The organism is Enterococcus sp. SB12, from assembly GCF_030910025.2.
Lineage (GTDB): Bacteria > Bacillota > Bacilli > Lactobacillales > Enterococcaceae > Enterococcus_B > Enterococcus_B faecium.
Map to the genome: position 1 here is coordinate 1,479,376 of NZ_CP175675.1, position 21,609 is coordinate 1,500,984.

Consider the following 21,609-nt stretch of genomic DNA (forward strand, 5'->3'; position numbering starts at 1 on the left):
CCTTTCGCTTATTATTTCTCAGTCACTTCAATCAAAAGGTCACCAGACGAAATAGTGTCTCCTGAAGACACATATACATGTGCGACTTCTCCGTCAAAACGTGCTTCGATGGCCGTTTCCATTTTCATCGCTTCAGTAATCATCAACGTATCACCTTTTTTAACGTTATCGCCTTTTTTCACTAATACATCCAAAACAGAACCAGACATCGTTGCTCCAATTTGTTCTCGGTTTGTCGGTTCAGCTTTCAATCGGGTTTGGACCGTACTGATGATCGAATTATCTTTGATAGTGATTTCACGTCTTTGTCCGTTCAAATTGAAGAACAGTACGCGATTCCCTTCGATATCGGGTTCTCCGATTTCATCTAAACGAATGATAAGCGTTTTTCCGCGTTCGATTTGTACATTGATTGTTTCACCCAAACGTATACCTTGGAAAAATGTTGGTGTGTCCAGTAATGTAACATCGCCAAATTGATTATATGCTTTTTGATAGTCCAAAAAGACTTGCGGATACATCAAATAGCTTAATACTTCGTCTTGTTTTGGTTCATAGCCTATTTTTTCTGCCAATTCTTTTTTTACTTCGTTGAAGTCGACTGATTCAGCCAAAAGACCTGGACGTTCATTCAATGCAGGTCTGCCTTTAAGAATAATCTTTTGCAATTTTTTAGGAAATCCGCCAACGGGTTGCCCTAGTTCTCCTTGGAAGAAAGTCACAACAGATTCAGGGAAACTTAGTGTTTCGCCTTTTTCATAAATATCTTCTTCTGTAAGATCATTTTGGACCATAAATAGTGCCATATCTCCAACTACTTTAGATGATGGAGTTACTTTAACGATATCGCCAAACATCAAGTTGACAGTATGATACATTTGTTTGATTTCATCCCAGCGATGACCTAATCCGACAGCTTTTGCCTGTTGCTGTAGATTCGAATACTGTCCTCCTGGCATTTCATGCATATATACTTCTGTTTCAGGAGCATTCAAGCCGTTTTCAAACGGTTTGTAATACATGCGCACATCTTCCCAATAATGGTTTAATTTCTGTGCATTTTCAATCGTGATTTCTGGCAGCCGTGGACCATTGACCAGTGCATAATACAAGCTGCTCATGCTAGGCTGACTAGTATTCCCACTCATTGCACTCATTGCCACGTCAACGATGTCTACTCCTGCTTTTGAAGCAGCAGAATAAGTGATGATTCCATTCCCGCTGGTGTCATGAGTATGCAGATGGATTGGCAGATCTGTCGTTTCTTTCAATTCACTAATCAAACGATAAGCTGCCTGCGGTTTAAGCAGCCCAGCCATATCTTTGATTGCAATGATATGCGCACCCAGTTGTTCTAGTTCCTTTGCCATGTCTTTATAATACTGAACATTGTATTTTGCCCGACTTGGATCGTTGATATCGCCAGTATAGCAAATAGCTGCCTCTGCGATTTTACCAGTATCCCGTACAGCTTGGATACTTTTTTCCATTTGTGGAGTCCAGTTCAAACTATCAAAGATTCGAAATACATCGATTCCTTGCGCTGCTGCTTCTTTGACAAATTCCACCAATACATTGTCAGGATAATTAGAATACCCAACGGCATTTGAACCTCTGAAAAGCATTTGCAGCAACGTATTAGGCATTAAAGAACGAATTTTTCTCAACCGTTGCCAAGGATCTTCATTCAAAAAGCGGTAAGCCACATCAAATGTTGCTCCCCCCCACATCTCACTTGAAAAGAGTTCAGGAAGACCTTCTCCAGTCAAACGTGCAATCTGCTTGAAGTCCTTTGTCCGAACACGAGTTGCTAGCAGACTTTGATGAGCATCTCTAAATGTCGTATCCGTCAGCAATAAATTTTCCTGGCCTTTGATCCATTCGACCAAAGCATCTGCACCTTTCGCATCTAATACGTTCTTAGCCGTTACGTAATCAGTTCTTGTGATTAAATCTTTAGGCACACGTGGTTCTTCATAAAATGGTTTTTCGCCACTTTCGATACCTGGAAAACCATTCACAGTAATTTCACCGATATATTTCATCGTTTTGTTTCCGCGGTCTCGTAGTCGAGGAAATTCAAATAATATTGCTGTACTATCAATGAAGGTTGTTTTTGCATTTCCTGATTGGAATTCAGGATGTGTGATGACATTGAGCATAAATGGAATGTTTGTTTTCACTCCACGGATTCTAAATTCTTTCAAGCAACGTTCCATTTTCTGAATAGCTGTTTCAAAAGTAGCGCCATGCGTACATACTTTTACTAACAATGAATCAAAATACGGTGTCACTACATAGCCCGCGTAAGCATTTCCGACATCCAGACGTACGCCAAAACCACCAGGTGAACGATACGTATCGATTTTCCCTGTGTCTGGTAAGAAGTTATTCAACGGGTCTTCTGTAGTGATTCGGCATTGAATGGCTGAACCATTTAATTTGATTCCTTCTTGCTGAGGCAATCCGATTTCTTTATGCAGATCCAAACCTTGAGCAATCAACAGTTGCGTTGTTACGATATCAATATCTGTAATCATTTCTGTGATCGTATGTTCCACTTGGACGCGAGGGTTGACTTCGATAAAGTAAAAATCGTCTCCTTCAACAAGAAATTCTACTGTACCTGCGTTGACATACCCGACATATTTCATCAATTGGACAGCTGCCTGGCAGATTTTTTGACGTTGCTGTTCATTCATAGAGACACAAGGCGCTACTTCTACTACTTTTTGGTGGCGGCGCTGAACAGAACAATCTCTTTCAAAAAGATGGATGACGTTTCCATGCGTATCCCCGAGAATCTGTACTTCGATATGCTTAGGATTAGCGATGTATTTTTCAACATACACTTCATCACTACCAAAGGCTGCTTTTGCTTCGCTTTTCGCACGTTCGTAGCCCTCTCTTGCACTCTTTTCATCGTGAGCTACACGCATGCCGCGTCCGCCGCCGCCTAGAGCTGCCTTGATCATAATCGGATAACCGTATTGTTTCGCAAACTCCAAGGCATCGTCTATAGAAGCGATTGGTCCATCTGTGCCTGGAATCGAAGCAATCCCTGCTTCGATAGCTGCAGCTTTTGCTTTGATTTTATCTCCAAAAATATCTAAATGATGCAGTTTGGGTCCAACAAAAGTGATGCCTTCTTCTTCGCACCGTTGCGCAAAATTCAAGTTTTCCGACAAAAGACCGTAACCCGGATGAATGGCGTCAGCTCCGCATTCTTTCGCGATAGAAATGATCCCTTCAATATCTAGATACGCATCAATCGGTTTTTTTCCTTGTCCTACTAAATATGCTTCATCCGCTTTGAAACGGTGTACGGAATATTCATCTTCTTCTGCATAGATTCCAACAGTTTTAATTCCTAATTCTGTACAAGCACGAAATACACGTACAGCGATTTCACCCCTGTTAGCAACTAAAACTTTTTTCATCGAACCACTCCTACATCTTTTTTTATTATAAACCTAAGCTCTTGCGTTTTTCATCCGCACTGATGTTGAGGACAAAGCCGACACAAATCGAAAGCATCAGCAAACTGGAGCCTCCTTGACTTAAAAATGGGAACGTGATCCCTGTCAAAGGAATAACACCAGTGATTCCTCCAAGATTGACAAATACTTGGATCAAAAACATTGCGCCGATCCCTATGCACAAAAGCGAATTGAACGGATCTTTTGAACGGATACCTACAAGGACAATGCGCACAATCATAAAGAATAGCAACGCTAATATCAAAATCCCCATAATCACTCCAAGTTCTTCCACTACGATTGCATAAATAAAATCGGTTTGTGCTTCTTGTAAAAATCCTTTTTTCTGGATACTGTTACCTAATCCCCTGCCAAATAGTCCTCCGTTGAACATGGCATAGTAGCCGTTGACTAGTTGATGCCCTTTATTTAATTCGTCTGAGAAAGGATTTTGGTAAATAGCAAATCGATTATAGATATACTGTAAACGTCCAGGTAAGATCTTTCCGTTTGTGATATTGATCAGCCAGATCGTAAAAGTACTTAAACAAAAGCCTCCTACTCCTACAATCAAAGTATACACATAATTGACTCCGCTGGCTAAAAGCAGAACCAAAATAATCAAAAAGATAACTGCCGCATTACCAAAATCGGGAAGAATAGCGACTAATGCAGTAAGTCCGATAACCATTGCAAGTGGACGTTTCACAGTCCCAAGAAAATCTTTTTGTACACTGGTTTGTCTTTTAGATAAAGTCAGAGACAGATACCAGATAGAAATGATTTTTAGGTATTCGGCAGGTTGGATCGTGAATCCTGCAATTTGTAGCCAACCTTTCGCCCCATTGATCTCCTTACCGAAAAACACAACAATCAGCAGCAAAATCGTCAAAACTGCGATGACTGCCATGATCAAACGCTGGTTTTTCAAAACATCTGTTTTCATTTTATAAAGTAGTGCGATAGCAATCAAGCTAAGCACCCAAAAAATACTCTGGTTAATGACTGATGCGGACGGATTTTGTCCGTTTTCTAATAATAGATACGACGTAGAACTATATACCATGATCAACCCCAATACACATAAAATTAAATAGGGAATCAAGATGCTATAGTCTAATAGATGCCTTTTTTTCACTTTCTTAGGCAAGTCTATTCCTCCTTGCCAACTTCTTTTTTATCATAATTTTCTTGGTAAACCTCACTATATAACTGATTCAATTCTCGTTCTAGCTCACTTAACATCAGCTGACCCTCGTTCTTTCCGATTACTCCTATACGGACAGCAAAACCGACTTGCCGGGAAAAGCCGTACATCTGTGTATCTACCACTTCTTCGAAGGCTTTGCATTGTGAGATACAGAGACTGTTGTTTTGATTTCGGATTAATCGTTTGATCCGTTCTGCTTCATCATTTAATACTTGGATCGCAAGTTTTTTCGACAAAGAATCCATCTGTGCTTACCTCCCATTCTAATTCCTTAATTATAACATATTTGATTTTCATAAGGAGCAAAAAAAACAGATTTAACCAGTTGTTTTTATTCATTTTTACGTATTCGTTCTTTCTACTTATCCAGAACGTTAGAGTCCGCATTTTTTATCCGAGATAAAAAGGCTTCGCCATATTTATCAAGCTTGCTTTGGCCAACTCCTTTTATCTGAAGCATCTCCAATCTGCTTGATGGACGTATTCGGCTCATTTCTTTCAATGTGGAATCTGAAAATACGACATACGGGGGAACGCCTGCTTCTGATGCTAGATCCGTTCGCAGTTCCCGCAGCACTTCAAATAGTGTATCGGTTTCTTCATCCGATAGCTGCTGGACTTTCTTGGGTTCCTTTCGATAAACAGATTCTTGTCCTTTCAATACTTGTATCCCTCTTTCTGTTACTTTCAAAACAGGATACTCGCCATTGATGGTCAGAAGATAGCCATTCGATATCAAATATTCAATTAACTGCATCGTTTCTTTTTGCGATTGGTTTTTCATCAGTCCATAGGTAGATAAATGTCCAAAACTTAAAGCTTGCAACTTTTGTTCTTTCGATCCTGCTAAGACTTTCATCAGCATTTGTTTACCATAGTTCTCACCCATACGTTTTAAGCAAGAAAGAACCATCTGTGCTTCTGTCGTTACTTCTACTATTTCTCTGTCATCTAAACAGTTACCACAACGGTTGCACGGACTGCTTGTCTCGCCAAAATAGTTTAGGATGTATTGCTGAAGACAGGACTCAATATACACGTATTCTGTCATCGCTTTTAATTTTTCATATTCTTTTTGCTTTTGCCCTTCTTCTCTTTGGGACTGCTGGATAAAAAACTTTTGGACTTGGATATCTTGAGGAGAGAAAAGCAGGATGGCTTCACTGGAAAGACCATCTCTTCCCGCCCGACCAGCTTCCTGATAGTATGCTTCTAGAGAGCCAGGAATTTGATAATGGATAACAAAACGGACATTGCTTTTATTTATACCCATACCAAATGCATTTGTCGCTACAATCAGCTGCAAGCGATCATATAAAAAGGCTTCTTGCATTTCTGTTCGCTCATTCTCATTTAGACCACCATGATATCTACCCACGGAAAAATCGAATTTTTTAAGCAAATGATAGAGACGGTCTACCTCTTTTCTCGTTGCTGCATAAATGATACCAGATTGATTTTTGTTGATCTTTAAATATTCGATTAGATATTGTTCTTTTTTTTGATCTTTAATTACTTGAAATCGTAGATTTTCTCGTTCAAAACCAGTCTGAATATGGTTGTTTTCTGGAATTTTTAAAAGTCTTTTTATGTCAGTAGCTACTTGTACAGTCGCTGTAGCTGTCAAAGCAACAATTACAGGACGATTTGGCAGTTGATCTAGCTGGTTCGCCATCTGTAAATAACTTGGGCGGAAATCATGCCCCCACTGAGAGATACAATGTGCCTCGTCAATAGCGATCATACGGACGTTCCATCGCTTCATTGCTTGGATAAAATCTGGCATGATAAAACGTTCAGGAGCGATATAAAGTAAACGGTACTGCTGTCTATCGATTTCTTGGAAGCGTCTAGCTGTTTCGTAACCATCTAACGAGCTATTGATAAAAGTGGCGGGTATACCTAATTGATTCGCCGCGTCCACCTGATCCTTCATCAAAGAGATTAAAGGGGACACAACCACATCAAGCCCATCTAATAGTAAAGCTGGAAGCTGGTAACAGATTGATTTCCCACTTCCGGTAGGCATGATTCCTAATACATTTTCCTGATCAATGACTTTCTGGATAATTTCTTTTTGACCAGGTCTAAACTCATCATAACCAAAGTATTGTTTTAATAAGTCGTTCATCTTCCCGCTCCTTTCTCTTGCCATTTTACTTCGATTTTCTTCGAAGGACAAGTTGATCTCCTTTCGTGAAACATTCGCTTATTATGAAACAAAAACTCTCTAGAAATAAGTTTTTTAAAAGTCTTTCAAACGTCTTTTGGCGTATTTTCTGAATTTATGTCCATTGACAAAGATGACTTCTCCACAGAAAAGAGTTGGACAAAAAAAGAAACCAGCTATTTTTTATAACAAGCTGGTTTCTCTCTTCATCCTTTTACAGATTATTTTTTCTTTTTAGATGCTTTTTCACGAGCATTTTTCTCTAAAATTTGTTTTCTCAAGCGAATGCTTTCTGGTGTTACTTCGCAATATTCATCATCATTCAAGAATTCCAAAGATTCTTCCAACGTCAATTGTTTTGGTTTTTTGATGACAGATGTTTGGTCTTTAGTAGCAGACCGTACGTTTGTCATTTGTTTTGCTTTCGTGATGTTGACGGTCAAATCATTATCACGGCTGTTTTCCCCGATAATCATTCCTTCATATACTTCTGTACCTGGTTCTACGAAGACTGTACCGCGTTCTTCGATACTCATGATAGAATAAGTCGTTGCTTTTCCTGTATCGATCGAAACAAGCGCCCCTTGGTGACGTCCGCCAATTTGACCAGGAAGCATTGGCAGATATTGGTCAAAAGTATGGTTCATGATTCCGTAACCACGTGTCATTGAAAGGAATTCAGTTGAATAACCAATCAAACCGCGGGCAGGTGTTAAGAATGTCAAACGGATTTGTCCGTTTCCTGTATGGACCATATCTTGCATTTCACCTTTACGTAAGCTCAAGGACTCGATAACACTACCCATATATTCTTCTGGTGTATCGATTTGCACGCGTTCAAACGGTTCGCATTTTACACCGTCGATTTCTTTTTCAATAACTTCTGGACGAGATACTTGCAATTCGTATCCCTCACGGCGCATGTTTTCAATCAAGATAGACAAATGCAATTCTCCACGACCAGAAACTGTCCATGCATCTGGAGAGTTTGTTGGTTCAACTCGTAAGGATACATCTGTTTGAAGTTCTGCCATCAAACGTTCTTCAATCTTACGAGCGGTTACGAATTTACCTTCTCGACCGGCAAATGGTGAATTATTAACTAAGAAAGTCATTTGCAATGTTGGTTCGTCAATGTGAAGGATAGGTAACGCATCTTGATGATCCACAGGAGTAACTGTTTCACCGACAAAGATATCTTCCATACCCGAGACAGCAATCAAGTCTCCAGCTTTTGCTTCTTGAATCTCTAGACGTTTTAGTCCAAAGAAACCAAATAATTTCGTTACACGGAATTTCTTAACTGTTCCGTCTAATTTAATTAATGCTACTTGGTCTCCTACTTTGATTGTTCCTCTAAATACACGTCCGATTCCGATACGACCTACATAATCGTTGTAGTCAAGCAATGAAACTTGGAATTGTAATGGTTCGTCGCTGTTATCGACAGGAGCAGGGATTTTTTCAATAATTGTATCAAAAATAGGCGCCATGGTTGGTTCTTGATCTGCTGGATCATCTGACAAGCTTGACGTACCATTTAGTGCAGATGCATAAATCACAGGAAAGTCTAACTGATCATCATCTGCTCCTAATTCGATGAATAGTTCAAGAACTTCATCTACGACATGCTCAGGACGAGCAGAAGGTTTGTCAATCTTGTTTACGACAACGATTGGTGTGATATGTTGTTCCAGTGCTTTTTTCAATACAAAACGTGTTTGAGGCATTGTTCCTTCATACGCATCTACGACCAACACAACGCCGTCAACCATTTTCATGATCCGTTCTACTTCGCCACCGAAGTCCGCGTGTCCTGGAGTATCCATGATGTTTACGCGAATTCCTTTATAGTCTACAGCTGTGTTTTTGGCTAAAATCGTGATACCACGTTCTTTTTCTAGCGCATTTGAGTCCATCGCACGTTCTTGCAATTGCGTATGTGCGTCTAATGTATCTGATTGTTTTAATAGTTCATCAACTAATGTTGTTTTTCCGTGGTCAACGTGGGCAATAATTGCGACGTTACGGATATCGTTTCTATAATTCAATGTAACTAACTCCTTTTTTATTGGTTCTTTATGACAGGGCAAATTTTACTCGACTGCTAATTATAGCAGACTTTTTTCATGAAATATAGTAAAATGTTTTCATTTTTTCGAGAAAATTAATCTTTTGCCCGTTTTTATCATTTTTGTGAATGATTTCTACCTTTTTTTCAGCCTTCTTTTTTCAAAAGGTCTGCGATTTCTGCATATGCACAAGAAGTCCCTGCTAAATAGTATTCCCTTTTTTCAAATGTCAAAGGAGTACCAAAAAGACCGCTTGTTACCATACCAAACTCTTCCAATAAGACATTTCCCGCTGCATAATCCCAAGGGCTAAGGTTTGAAATATAAGCAATGTGGTTTCCTTTCAAGATTGCCACTAGTTCAAGACCAGCGCATCCGTACATACGTGTCCCCATGCTGCTTTCCGCAATTTCTCGGATTCCATATTTATTATGACCGAAAAGATAACTATTCACACCAAGTAAGCCTTCCGATAAGGATTTATTTGCTGGTCTAGGCAATGGCTCATCATTTTTATAAACGCCTATTCCTTTTCCACCCCAAAAAAGTTCATTTCTCATCACGTCATAAATGAAACCAAGCTTTCCAACGCCGGATTCATAAACAGCGAGCATAATACAAAAATTTTCCCCTTCAATCACAAAATTCAAGGTGCCATCAATAGGATCGATGATAAAGACTCTTCCATCGAGATCCGATAATTGATTACACCCTTCTTCTTCTGCCAATATTTTTGCCTCTGGATCAAAGGAATGGATTTTTTCGATTAGAAAATTCTGGATGTTTCGGTCGACATTTGTCACTAGATCCGTTCGATTTGATTTTTGCGAGATCGTTAATGTTTGTTGAGAAGATTTGATTTTCTCACCAGCTTCTTCAAGCCAGGACTTGATATGATCAATCATCTGTTCCATTTATCTCACCCGTTCATTCTCAAAGTTTTGTTTGGATTTTTTTTTGCTTGCTGCACTGTACGATATAAAGAATAACCGGAAGCTTTTTCAAATTCCCGTCCCAATCGTTTTTCCTCACCAATGGATTTGACAACAGTTTTAAACTGCTGATAAGTCTTCAAAAAAGCTTCATTGTTTATCCCTTTTTCATTCGCACGTTCCAGATCTTCCCACATCTTCATTACAATGACCATTTCGTCTGTTGTCCAATCTAAATCAAGTGGATACTGATATTCTTGCATCTTCAACTCTCCTATTTCATATTCCTCTTCAGTGTAGCATAGGAAGTGGTAATAAACCAAGAAGTTGTCATATTTTTAAGTTTACATAATAATATTATTGATAATTCTAAAAAACAAAACGCAACTGATTTTTCAGTTGCGTTTCGCCTGTACTATTCAAATCAAATATGGATTGGTAAACCTAATGCTAATTCCGAAGCATCCATGACGATTTCGCCAAGAGATGGATGCGGATGAATCGTCAAAGCGATATCTTCAGCATTCATTCCTGATTCGATGGCTAAAGCTAATTCAGAAACCATATCACTTGCGCCGACTCCACCGATTTGCGCCCCAATAAGCACGTTATCTTCAATCGTCGTGACTAAACGGATGAATCCTTCCGTTTTACCTAGCGATAATGCTCGACCGTTCCCTGAGAATGGGAATTTATATGCTTTCGCTTCGATACCTGCGTCTTTTGCTTCTTTGATCGTCATACCTACAGAAGCCAATTCGGGATCAGTAAAGGCAACTGCTGGCATTGCTTTATAATCTACAGCTACTTTTTTGCCAGAGATTGCTTCAGCAGCGATTTTTGCTTCGTAACTAGCTTTATGCGCTAATGCCGCCCCTGGAACGATATCACCGATGGCATAGATATTAGGTACGTTCGTACGTCCTTGTTTATCTACTGTGATCAATCCACGTTCTCCTACTTCGACACCCGCTTGTTCTAAGCCCATATCATCCGTATTTGGACGACGTCCTACAGTGACCATCACATAGTCAGCAGTAACAGATTCTTCTTTCCCGTCCACTGCATATTTCACTGTCACACTGTCACCGTTATCGACTGCTTCTTTTGCCATCGCATTCGTTACGACTGTTACACCTTTTTTCTTGAAATCATCTTCTACTAATTTTACGAGATCTTTTTCGTAAGTTGGTAAAATTTGTGGTGAGCCTTCAAGGATCGTTACTTCTGCTCCTAAGTTTGCGTACGCTCCGCCCAATTCGGCACCAATCACACCGCCACCGATGATCACAAATTTCTTAGGTACTTCTTTCAATGCTAATCCGCCAGTAGAATCTAACACACGTCCGCCGAATTTAAATCCTGGAATCTCGATTGGACGGGAACCTGTTGCAATGATTGCGTTATTGAACGAATAAGTTTGAGCTGAATCTGGATGAATGACGCGTAGTGTGTGATCATCTACGAAGAACGCTTCGCCTTCGATTGTTTCAACCTTATGTTTTTTTAATAGAAAACCAACACCAGAAGTCAACGTATGGACAACTTTGTTTTCTTTCCATTCTTGTGTTTTCGCAAAATCTAGTTTGACATTTTCGCTAGTTACTCCAAACATTTCGGAATCTAGTGACTCTTGATAATGGTGTCCCGCAGCTATCAATGCTTTTGAAGGAATACAGCCGACGTTCAAACAAACACCGCCAATATACTCTCTTTCAATGATTGCTACTTTTTGTCCCATTTCAGCAGCACGGATGGCAGCTACATAGCCGCCAGGTCCCGCACCGATTACAACTGTATCTAATTCTACAGCAAAATCTCCAACTACCATTTGTTTATCATCCTTCCATCATTAATAGCTCTGGATCAGCTAAAAGACGTTTGATATTGTTCATTGCTTGTTGCGCAGTTGCTCCATCTACGATACGGTGATCAAAACTTAGTGATAGTTTCATCACACGACCGACAACGATTTCGCCTTCAGCGTTTACGATTGGTTGTTGCGCAATCGTTCCTACACCTAAAATAGCTACTTCTGGATAGTTGATGACTGGTGTAAACCAACCGCCACCTACAGATCCGATATTGCTGATCGTAATTGTTCCATTGCGCATATCTTCTGCAGATAGTTTGCCGTCATGAGCTAATTTTGCTTTCTCATTGATTTCATCTGCAATAGCAAACATTCCTTTGCGGTCTGCATCTTTTACATTTGGTACATATAATCCGTGATCCGTATCTGTTGCAATACCGATATTGTAGTAATGTTTATAAACGATTTCTTGGTTTGCATCGTCAATAGATGCATTTAATACTGGGTATTTCTTAACAGTCGCTGTTAAAGCTTTCACGACATATGGCAAGAAAGTAAGTTTCGTACCATTTGCAGCAGCTACTTCTTTGAATCGTTTCCGATTATCCCATAGTTTAGACACTTCTACTTCATCATGCAATGTCACGTGTGGAGCTGTATGCTTACTATTGACCATTGCTTTAGCAATAGCTTTACGTGTTGGTGTCATTGCTACACGCTCTTCCAAATCTCCTAAGTTGGACTTGAATGGTTTTGCTGGTTCAGCGGGTTTGCTTTCTGCTGCAGGAGCTGCTTCTTTCGGAGTTGCCGCTTCTGGCGCTTCTGATTTCGCTGGTGCGCTGCTTGGAGCTCCTGCCAAGAAGTTTTCGATGTCCTCTTTTGTTACTCTGCCACCTTTTCCAGTTGCAGTTACTTGTGAGATATCTACATCTTTTTCACGGGCAAATTGACGAACAGATGGCATAGCCAATACACGTTTATTTGGATCGGCAGCTTCAACGACACTTGCTGAACCTGATGTTTCCACTTTTTCTTTTGGTGCTTCAGCTGATGGCGCACTAGTTGACGGTGCACTATTGTGTCCAGGAGCATCGATTTCTACTAATACATCCCCAACATTTGCTACAGTGCCTTCTGGAACAATCACGTTTTTAACTGTCCCTGTGACAGGTGACGGAATTTCTTCTACTGATTTGTCATTTTGAACTTCTAGTAATGTATCATCTTCATTGATCGTATCTCCTGGTTTGACGAACCATTTGACGATTTCACCTTCTGCGATTCCTTCACCGATATCCGGTAACTTAAATTGGAAGACTCCTTCGCTTGACGATCCAGCTGATTCTGTATCAACAGTGGGTTCAGCAGCCGGTTTAGCTGGAGTTTGGGATTCTGCGGCTACACCACTGTCCCCTTCATTGTCTTCGTGTCCTGGCGCATCGATTTCTACTAATACATCCCCAACATTTGCTACGGTACCTTCTGGAACAATCACATTTTTAACCGTTCCTGTAACAGGTGACGGGATTTCTTCTACTGATTTGTCATTTTGAACTTCTAGTAATGTATCATCTTCATTGATCGTATCTCCTGGTTTGACGAACCATTTGACGATTTCACCTTCTGCGATTCCTTCACCGATATCCGGCAATTTAAATTGATAAGCCATGACTTTGTTTCGTCCCTTCTTTTCTTAAAATTCCGCGATTTCTTTTACTTTGTCTTCGATATCTTTTGCATTTGGCAACCAGACATTTTCTGCTTGTCCAAATGGGAAGACTGTATCAGGTGCAGAAACTCGTCCGATTGGGGCTTCTAATGAAAGGATAGCGCGTTCTGAGATCTCAGAAACTACTTGCGCGGCAACGCCCGCTTGTCGTTGTGCTTCTTGGACAACAACTACGCGACCAGTTTTTTCCACGGATTGAATGATCGTTTCTACATCTAATGGCGCAACAGTACGAAGATCAATGATTTCAACAGAGATATTTTCTTTTGCAAGATTGTCTGCTGCTTTGATTGCTTCACGCACCATTGCTCCGTATGTGATAATAGATACATCTGTTCCCTCACGAGTAACTGCTGCTTTATCCAAAGGAACTTCGTAAGCTTCATCCGGCACTTCTTCTCGGAATGAGCGATATAGTTTCATGTGTTCTAGGAAAACAACCGGATCGTTACTTCTAATAGAAGAAATCAATAGTCCTTTTGCATCATAAGGGTTGGAAGGAATCACTACTCGAATACCAGGAGACTGAGCGATCAAACCTTCTAAATTATCCGAATGCAATTCTGGTGTATGAACACCGCCACCAAATGGCGAACGAATTGTGATGGGTAGATTTCTAGTGCCGCTCATTCGATATCTTGTACGAGCCATTTGAGCTACTACTTCGTCCATTGCTTCGAAAATAAAACCAAAGAATTGGATTTCAGGAACTGGACGAAATCCTTCTAACGCAAGACCGAAACTCAATCCTGCGATTCCAGATTCAGCTAAAGGAGTATCGAATACTCGGTCTTCTCCGAACTTTTCCTGCAATCCTTCAGTTGCCCGGAAAACTCCTCCGTTTTTCCCAACATCTTCACCAAAAACAACGACATTCTCGTCATTTTCTAGTTCAAGTGCTAAGGCATCTGTGATTGCTTGGATCATTGTTTTTTGTGCCATGATTATTTCGACTCCTTCGCTTCATAAATTGCAATTTGTTCTTTGATTGATTGTGGAAATACTTCGAACATGTTTTTCAAGAAATCTGAAACCTTTTGTTTTGGTACTTTGTCGGCTTCAGCAATAGCTGCTTTGATTTCTTCTTTAGTTGCTTCGATGACTTGTTCTTCTTTTTCTTCAGACCAAAGTCCTTTTTCCGTCAAATATTTACGGAAGCGGATCAATGGATCTTTTTTCTGCCAATCGTCATCTGTGTCTTTTGTACGGTAGCGGGTTGGATCGTCACCAGATAGTGTATGTGGTCCATAACGATAAGTCAGTGTTTCGATTAGGACTGGTCCATTTCCACTGATCGCCCATTCCCGTGCCATTTTAGATACAGTATATACTGCAAGCGGATCCATTCCATCGACTTGAATACCAGGAATCCCAGCTGCGACAGCTTTTTGTGCAAGTGTTTTTGCTGCAGTTTGTTTTTCACGAGGTGTAGAGATCGCATACCCGTTGTTTTGGATATAAAATACGGCATTTGCATGGTAAGCGCCAGCGAAATTGATTGCTTCGTAAAAATCACCTTGTGATGAACCGCCATCACCAGTATAAGTGAAGACGACATTTTTCTTGTTTCGTTTCTTCAAACCTAATGCAACACCGGCTGCTTGTACATATTGTGCACCGATGATGATTTGTGGTGGTAGAGCTTTCAATTCTTCCGGATAAGAATTACCTGCAGCATGTCCTCTAGACCATAAAAAAGCTTGAGATAAAGGTAAACCATGTTTTACTAGTTGAGGTACATCCCGATAACCTGGAAGAAGAACATCTTCTTTATCAAATGCGTAAGCACTAGCCAGCTGACTTGCCTCTTGTCCAGCAGTTGGTGCAAAAAAGCCTAGGCGTCCTTGGCGGTTCAGCGCTGTTGAACGTTGGTCTAATACACGAGACCATACCATATGAGTCATTAATTCAACGAGTTCATCATCGGATAAATCAGGTACTAAATCTTTGTTAACTACGTTTCCATCTTGATCAAGTGCTTGATATACTGGGAAATCTGCATTGACTTCATCTAGCAGTGCTTGGAAGTCGATCGGTGCTTTTTTGTTTGCCATTTGTCACACATTCCTCTCTCATCTATAAGAAAATCTCTTCATTCTGCGATTGAAACAGCGAATAAAACTGTATCACTATTTAACCGTCTTCATTAATAAATTATCATGGATTTATGAGAAATACAAGCTAAAAGCACAAATTTTCACGATGAAAGGAAATTATGCCAATCCGCATATTAACAGCATTAGTGAATAAAATCACAATAAGGAAAGCGTTTTATATTTCATCTGCATTTTTTCTATTTTCTAATCAAACTTACAACCATCTGTTTCTATTTAGAAACGTTGGTGTTATACAGTTTTGTTGCAAATATTTATTTTATTTACACATCGTGAACGGACGTACAAATAATGGTTTTTTCTTAGTTTCTTTATATCGTATTCTTTTTCCGAAAAAAAAAGAAACAGCTTGAAATTTAAATCCAAGCTGTTATATTCTTTAATCTATTTACTTTGTGAAATTATTCTGTTAACCACTTTTCTAGAATTTTCATCTTTGAATAAAACAACGGTATTTGGTTTTCATCCAGCCTACTGTAATTGATTCTGATTCCATTTATATCTTGCCCAAAAAGTAGACTTGGTGCAATTCCAAGACCCATATCTACTACTTTTTCTGCTAGTTTGGGGTCTAGTTTTTTCCCATCCCAAGTAATCCAGGCATAGTAACCACCTAAAATTGAATGAAGCTTGAAAAACGATTGTGAATCTCCCCAAGTGCTTATCAGTCGGCTTTTTTCTTTCAACTTTTTTCTTACATCTTGCATTTTCAAATCAATTGCTTCATTAAATACATTAGCCACTGTGATTTGTGTAAGGATATTCATCGAAAACTCCATCATTTCTTGCGCTTGAGCTAGTTGCGAGATAAAAGTCTCAGGTCCTATCACCCAACCGATTTTCGTTGTTTTTCCTAAAACCCTAGATAACGAACCGACGTATAACACATTATCCGGATCAATCGTTCGTATAGGAAGGACTTCTTCTTGGTTTAGAAATGAAAGATCCGTAAATACATCGTCTTCAATAATTGGAAGCCGATACTGTCGACACAATTCTACTAGCTTTTCTCGTCGTTTTTGACTCATCACTTTTCCTGTAGGGTTTTGAAAATTCGGGTTGATAAGCACTGCTTTCAATTTATTTTTATGGATCGATTCTTTCAGTTTTTCTAAGTCGATCCCTTCTTCATCCATCGGTATCCCAAATAAACGCGTTCCTGAAGCTTTGAAAAGAGGTAATCGGTAAAAAAAAGAAGGTGACTCTACAGCTATCCCCTCTCCAGCTGAAAGAATCGTTTGTAAAATCAAAAAGATTGCTTGCTGGCCGCCACCAGTCACAAGAAGCTGGTTGGGGGAAAATGCCAATTCAAATTTACTTTCCAAATACCGTTTGATTTTGTTACGTAACGGAGTATAGCCTAAAAGATCCATTTCTTTTTCTTCCGCTAAGATTTCTTCAAGAGAATAAGAAGGAAACTCAAAATTCGGCAAAAGCTCATCTGGCATCTCGCTAGCGTGTAAATCAAGAAACGATGTTTTTTGGATCTGCTTTGCTTCTCTTATTTTTTGCTCATACCAGTCCGTCTGCTCATAACGAGGAGAGATCATTTGCCGCCAATCGATTCTTGGAACAGCGAATTTCCCCCATTCAGTCTGATTAACAAACCATCCGCTGCCACGTTTGCTCGTTAGTACCCCAAGCTCCCTAAGCTCTTCCAATGCATGGACAACGGTGGAACGATTCACACCAAAAAGTTGCCCTAGTTTTCGTTCTGATTCAAGTTGACTTCCAGGATTGATCCTTCCGTTTTCGATTTCTCTCATAATCTGTTCCATAATTTGACGATAAATCGGTCCTTGTTTTTTCTCTACTTTTTCCCACATAAGCTTCTCTTTTCTATTGTCTATTTTTTCTTTTGATTTTACCGAATTTACGAGAAAAAAGAAAAACTTTTTTTGCAAAACATAAGGGACTGTGACAAAAATCTTATCACAGTCCCTTATTCTGAATAATGATGTTCAAAAGCTTGTATCTGCGATAATAATTCCAGCCAAACAAAACATATAAAGAACTATTTTTGTTTGGCTGTTCTTATTACTTAATGCAGGACAACTTTTTCACAACGTCCTAATATTTTATTTATTTTTTTAGATTGTGTCTCCATTAAAAATCGAATTTTTCACGATGACATAGTCAACTTTTCGAATGGCTTCCAGATCTCTTCCTCCAGCATAAGAAATAGATGATTGAAGGTCTTGTTGCATTTCCACTAGTGTATCTTTCAAAGATCCTTTATGCTGGATCCAGATTTTCTTTCCTTCAACATTTCGTTTTTCGCCTTTTTGGAATTCTGAAGCAGAACCAAAGTATTCTTTATACACGATTCCATTTTCGACTTTTGTTTCGCCAGGAGATTCCTCGTGACCGGCAAACAATGAACCAATCATGACCATTGTCGCACCAAAACGGACAGATTTTGCAATATCGCCATGTGTTCTGATCCCACCGTCAGCGATGATCGGCTTGCGAGCTGCTTTCGCACACCATCTAAGAGCTGCCAGTTGCCAGCCTCCAGTCCCAAAGCCTGTCTTGATTTTTGTAATACATACTTTTCCTGGACCAATCCCGACTTTTGTTGCATCTGCGCCCGCATTTTCCAATTCACGGACGGCTTCCGGCGTACCAACATTACCGGCAATCACAAAAGTTTCAGGCAAATATTTTTTAATATGCTGAATCATATCAATAACTGAGTTAGCATGTCCATGTGCGATATCGATAGTGATATAATCAGGATTTAGCGATTCTTCTGCCAACTTCTCTATAAAGGAATATTCCTCTTTCTTGACGCCAACACTGATTGAGGTAATCAATCCACGCTTTTTCATTTTTTTGATAAACGGAATTCGAGCTGCTTCATCAAACCGATGCATGATATAGAAATAACCATTTTCCGCTAAGAATTCTGCGATTGTTTCATCAATAATCGTCTGCATGTTGGCAGGCACTACTGGCATTTTGAATGTATGTTTACCTAATGTGACCGTTGTATCACATTCAGAACGGCTATTTACGATACATTTATTAGGAATTAATTGAATATCTTCGTAATCAAATACTTTCATTACATTATCCTCCTGATGTTCACATCCAGCAAAACACGAACATTATTAATTTAATCAAGGCTTTTTTTAGCGCCCTATGTAATTTAACTCAATTAAGCGAAAAAATCAAGAGAAAAAAAGACAAATTATACGAATAATAAAAAAACAAATATTATTTTTAACCTACTTTAACAAAGTGACAAATGTTCGCTTTTAGCGAAAAAAAGACTGTGACAAATGTCTTGTCACAGTCTTTTTTCTGAATAACCGGCGTTCTCCTACGTTGTTCGTTTTTTCTTATTATACAAGTCTAGCACAACGGCTAAAAGCAAGATCAATCCTTTGATTGCCTGCTGCCAATCTACCCCGACGCCTAAAATCGACATGCCATTGTTCAATACACCCATGACCAAGCCACCGACAATCGCACCCATGATTGTTCCAATGCCGCCGGAAGTCGAAGCACCACCAAAATATACTGCCGCCATTGCATCTAGTTCCATCGAAGTACCCGCTTGAGGTGTCGCCGCATTTAACCGAGCAGCTAAAACTAATCCGGCTAAAGCTGCCATGACTCCCATGTTGACGAAAACCCAGAACGTGATCCGCTTTGTTTTGATTCCTGATAATTCAGCCGCTTTTCGATTTCCGCCCGTCGCATAAATCTGTCGACCTGCTACTGTTTTATTTGTCAAAAACCCATATGCTGCAACGATCAAACCAAGAATGATCAAAATAATCGGATACCCTTGATAAGAGGCAAAGATATAAGTTATTCCTAGTACAACGACTGCTGTAAATACCGCCTTTACCAAGAAAGCTGCTGGAGATTCCACTTCAAATAAATGATTTTTCCGACGATTTCTTGTTCGCCATTGACCACCAACTAACACGATCGTGATGATCATTCCTAAAATCAATGTCAAGAAATGAAGGCTGCTTCCTTCGCTTAAGTCTGGTAAATAACCCGTAGACATTTTTTGGAAAACAGCTGGAAAAGGTGCTAGAGATTGGCCTCCTAGAACAACTTGTGTCAGTCCACGAAACATCAGCAATCCTGCTAAAGTCACGATAAACGCCGGTATCCCTGCATAAGCTACCCAAAAACCTTGCCATGCGCCGATCAGCCCGCCTACTGCAAGACATGCGATAACTGTCATCCACGGGTTCATTTGGCGATTGACCATCATCATGCCCGCAATTGCACCAACAAACGCCATCACTGACCCTACCGACAAATCCACATGACCTAAGAGCACAACTAATAACATCCCTGCAGCTAGTACTAATATATGGCTATTTTGCAGAACAAGGTTAGTTATATTCAATGGACGCCAGAAAATACCATCCGTCATCAATTGAAACGCAATAAGTAGTCCCGCTAAAATGATCACCATGCTGTAGCGACCAAAAAGATCAGCTGCTCTACTTTTCAAATTTAGTTTTTTCTCTTTTTTATCCGTAAGATTTTTTGCCTGTTCCAACTTAACCCACCTCTTCTTTCGTCATTAATTTCATCAAGACTTCCTGATCTGCATCTTCTCGCGAGACTTCTCCTGTAATACGTCCTTCGTTCATCGTATAGATTCGATCACACATCCCTAATATTTCAGGAAGTTCAGAAGAGATAAGACAGACAGCTTTGCCATTTGCTGCCATTTCTTCGATAATCGTGTAGATCTCATATTTTGCTCCAACGTCTATCCCACGGGTTGGCTCATCCAAAAAAAGAATATCGGGTTGTGTCATCAGCCACTTGGATAAAACGACTTTTTGCTGATTCCCACCACTAATACTACTGACAATTTGATGGATGGAGTTTGTTTTTATACGCATCTTTTTCCGGAAATTTTCTGCCTCAGTTACTTCTTTTTCTTTATCTAATACTCCTTTTTGACTTATTTTATCCAAACTGCTCAGCGTCACGTTTTCCCGAATATCCATCAGCAGATTCAGTCCTAAAGATTTTCGGTCCTCCGAGACATAAGCGAGTCCGTTTGCAATGGCTGAAGGAACGGTCTTAACTGATATCTCTGCCCCTTCCTTTAATATACGTCCGGATATCTTGCTTCCATAAGAATGTCCAAATAGACTCATAGCGAATTCAGTTCTGCCCGCTCCCATCAGTCCAGCTATTCCTACAATCTCTCCTTTTTTCAAATGCAAGTTGATGTGGTCGTTTATGATTCGCTCATGATCAAGAGGGTGATAGACCGTCCAGTCTTCTACTTTAAAATAAACTTCTCCAATATCCGGTTTTCTTTCAGGATAACGATCAACTAAATCTCTGCCCACCATCCCGCGAATAATATGCTCTTCGCTGATCATTTCATTTTCTAGTGTCTCAATCGTCTGTCCATCCCGTAAAATGGTGATTCGATCTGCGATATCCACGATTTCATTCAGCTTATGTGAAATAATGATGGAGGTTACACCTTGCTCTTTCAACTCCCGGATCAATCTCAGCAAATTCGTGCTTTCTTCTTCATTCAATGCAGCGGTAGGCTCATCCAAAATCAACAGACGGACGGATTTTGATAACGCTTTAGCTATTTCAACTAGTTGCTGTTGCCCTACGCCAATCTGAGATACTAGAAGATTCGGGTCGATAGACAAACCGACTTTATTCAGCAATTCATACGTTTTCTTTTCTGTCAGTTCCCAATCAATCACGCCTCTTTCTGCTTGTTCATTTCCGAGAAAAATATTCTCTTTTATTGAAAGATAAGGACTTAGTGCTAATTCTTGATGAATGATGACGATGCCTTTTTCTTCACTATCTTTCAAATCTTTGAATTGACACAGCTTTCCATCATAAAAGATTTCCCCGTCATAGGAGCCATATGGATACAAGCCGCTCAAGACATTCATCAATGTTGATTTTCCCGCTCCGTTTTCTCCGCACAATGCATGGATTTCCCCACGTTCAATCATCAGATTCACGCAATCTAACGCTCGGATTCCAGAAAATTTTTTGGTGATATCTGCCATTTTTAAAATACAATCCGCCATAATTCTTATCCTCTCTCTGACTTAGATCTCT

15 protein-coding genes are annotated in these 21,609 nt (G+C 39.8%); all 15 read right to left on the reverse strand.

The genetic code is table 11. The annotated features are described in order from the left end of the window. Window positions 1–11: 11 nt before the first annotated feature. The gene (locus tag RBL01_RS07330) at window positions 12–3,440 is read right to left on the reverse strand and encodes a pyruvate carboxylase (RefSeq protein WP_002327081.1); all 3,429 of its coding nucleotides are present in this window, start codon (window positions 3,438–3,440) and stop codon (window positions 12–14) included. Between the two features lie 25 nt (window positions 3,441–3,465). After that, window positions 3,466–4,629 carry an FtsW/RodA/SpoVE family cell cycle protein gene (locus RBL01_RS07335; protein WP_002327082.1) on the reverse strand — a complete coding sequence of 388 codons (1,164 nt, stop codon included), beginning with the start codon at window positions 4,627–4,629 and terminating at the stop codon, window positions 3,466–3,468. Between the two features lie 2 nt (window positions 4,630–4,631). After that, window positions 4,632–4,934: a YlaN family protein gene (locus RBL01_RS07340; RefSeq protein ID WP_002298990.1), complete on the reverse strand. Its 303-nt coding sequence runs from the start codon at window positions 4,932–4,934 to the stop codon at window positions 4,632–4,634. A 113-nt stretch (window positions 4,935–5,047) separates the two neighbouring features. Continuing rightward, the gene (recQ, locus tag RBL01_RS07345) at window positions 5,048–6,820 is read right to left on the reverse strand and encodes a DNA helicase RecQ (RefSeq protein ID WP_307780923.1); all 1,773 of its coding nucleotides are present in this window, start codon (window positions 6,818–6,820) and stop codon (window positions 5,048–5,050) included. 260 nt (window positions 6,821–7,080) lie between these two features. Next, window positions 7,081–8,910 (reverse strand): translational GTPase TypA, encoded by a 1,830-nt coding sequence (gene typA / locus RBL01_RS07350; RefSeq protein ID WP_002288735.1) that lies wholly within the window; start codon window positions 8,908–8,910, stop codon window positions 7,081–7,083. 167 nt (window positions 8,911–9,077) lie between these two features. Further along, window positions 9,078–9,845, reverse strand: coding sequence for an inositol monophosphatase family protein (locus RBL01_RS07355; RefSeq protein ID WP_002295483.1), 768 nt, complete (start codon window positions 9,843–9,845; stop codon window positions 9,078–9,080). A 5-nt stretch (window positions 9,846–9,850) separates the two neighbouring features. Continuing rightward, window positions 9,851–10,126, reverse strand: coding sequence for a UPF0223 family protein (locus RBL01_RS07360; RefSeq protein WP_002292206.1), 276 nt, complete (start codon window positions 10,124–10,126; stop codon window positions 9,851–9,853). A gap of 161 nt (window positions 10,127–10,287) precedes the next feature. Further along, window positions 10,288–11,694 (reverse strand): dihydrolipoyl dehydrogenase, encoded by a 1,407-nt coding sequence (gene lpdA, locus RBL01_RS07365; protein ID WP_002289686.1) that lies wholly within the window; start codon window positions 11,692–11,694, stop codon window positions 10,288–10,290. Between the two features lie 7 nt (window positions 11,695–11,701). Beyond that, window positions 11,702–13,345 (reverse strand): dihydrolipoyllysine-residue acetyltransferase, encoded by a 1,644-nt coding sequence (locus RBL01_RS07370; protein WP_002300399.1) that lies wholly within the window; start codon window positions 13,343–13,345, stop codon window positions 11,702–11,704. Window positions 13,346–13,369: 24 nt separating this feature from the next. Further along, on the reverse strand, window positions 13,370–14,347 hold the full coding sequence (locus RBL01_RS07375; protein ID WP_002289688.1) for an alpha-ketoacid dehydrogenase subunit beta: 978 nt from the start codon (window positions 14,345–14,347) through the stop codon (window positions 13,370–13,372). Window positions 14,348–14,349: 2 nt separating this feature from the next. Continuing rightward, complete coding sequence (pdhA, locus tag RBL01_RS07380; protein ID WP_002318428.1) at window positions 14,350–15,459, reverse strand: pyruvate dehydrogenase (acetyl-transferring) E1 component subunit alpha; 1,110 nt, start codon at window positions 15,457–15,459, stop codon at window positions 14,350–14,352. A 461-nt stretch (window positions 15,460–15,920) separates the two neighbouring features. Next, window positions 15,921–17,345: a PLP-dependent aminotransferase family protein gene (locus RBL01_RS07385; protein ID WP_307780922.1), complete on the reverse strand. Its 1,425-nt coding sequence runs from the start codon at window positions 17,343–17,345 to the stop codon at window positions 15,921–15,923. Between the two features lie 264 nt (window positions 17,346–17,609). After that, complete coding sequence (gene guaC, locus RBL01_RS07390; protein WP_002287992.1) at window positions 17,610–18,587, reverse strand: GMP reductase; 978 nt, start codon at window positions 18,585–18,587, stop codon at window positions 17,610–17,612. Window positions 18,588–18,844: 257 nt separating this feature from the next. Further along, window positions 18,845–20,050: a multiple monosaccharide ABC transporter permease gene (gene mmsB / locus RBL01_RS07395; protein WP_002327086.1), complete on the reverse strand. Its 1,206-nt coding sequence runs from the start codon at window positions 20,048–20,050 to the stop codon at window positions 18,845–18,847. 1 nt (window position 20,051) lies between these two features. Beyond that, window positions 20,052–21,578 carry a multiple monosaccharide ABC transporter ATP-binding protein gene (gene mmsA / locus RBL01_RS07400; RefSeq protein ID WP_072538397.1) on the reverse strand — a complete coding sequence of 509 codons (1,527 nt, stop codon included), beginning with the start codon at window positions 21,576–21,578 and terminating at the stop codon, window positions 20,052–20,054. Window positions 21,579–21,609 lie beyond the last annotated feature (31 nt).

Excerpts from the sequence above, each read along its gene's own strand:
- RBL01_RS07330 (WP_002327081.1), bottom strand. The coding sequence starts at position 3,440 with ATGAAAAAAGTTTTAGTTGCTAACAGGGGTGAAATCGCTGTACGTGTA.
- RBL01_RS07340 (WP_002298990.1), bottom strand. The coding sequence starts at position 4,934 with ATGGATTCTTTGTCGAAAAAACTTGCGATCCAAGTATTAAATGATGAA.
- recQ (WP_307780923.1), bottom strand. The coding sequence starts at position 6,820 with ATGAACGACTTATTAAAACAATACTTTGGTTATGATGAGTTTAGACCT.
- RBL01_RS07355 (WP_002295483.1), bottom strand. The coding sequence starts at position 9,845 with ATGGAACAGATGATTGATCATATCAAGTCCTGGCTTGAAGAAGCTGGT.
- RBL01_RS07360 (WP_002292206.1), bottom strand. The coding sequence starts at position 10,126 with ATGCAAGAATATCAGTATCCACTTGATTTAGATTGGACAACAGACGAA.
- lpdA (WP_002289686.1), bottom strand. The coding sequence starts at position 11,694 with ATGGTAGTTGGAGATTTTGCTGTAGAATTAGATACAGTTGTAATCGGT.
- RBL01_RS07370 (WP_002300399.1), bottom strand. The coding sequence starts at position 13,345 with ATGGCTTATCAATTTAAATTGCCGGATATCGGTGAAGGAATCGCAGAA.
- RBL01_RS07375 (WP_002289688.1), bottom strand. The coding sequence starts at position 14,347 with ATGGCACAAAAAACAATGATCCAAGCAATCACAGATGCCTTAGCACTT.
- pdhA (WP_002318428.1), bottom strand. The coding sequence starts at position 15,459 with ATGGCAAACAAAAAAGCACCGATCGACTTCCAAGCACTGCTAGATGAA.
- RBL01_RS07385 (WP_307780922.1), bottom strand. The coding sequence starts at position 17,345 with ATGTGGGAAAAAGTAGAGAAAAAACAAGGACCGATTTATCGTCAAATT.
- guaC (WP_002287992.1), bottom strand. The coding sequence starts at position 18,587 with ATGAAAGTATTTGATTACGAAGATATTCAATTAATTCCTAATAAATGT.
- mmsA (WP_072538397.1), bottom strand. The coding sequence starts at position 21,578 with ATGGCGGATTGTATTTTAAAAATGGCAGATATCACCAAAAAATTTTCT.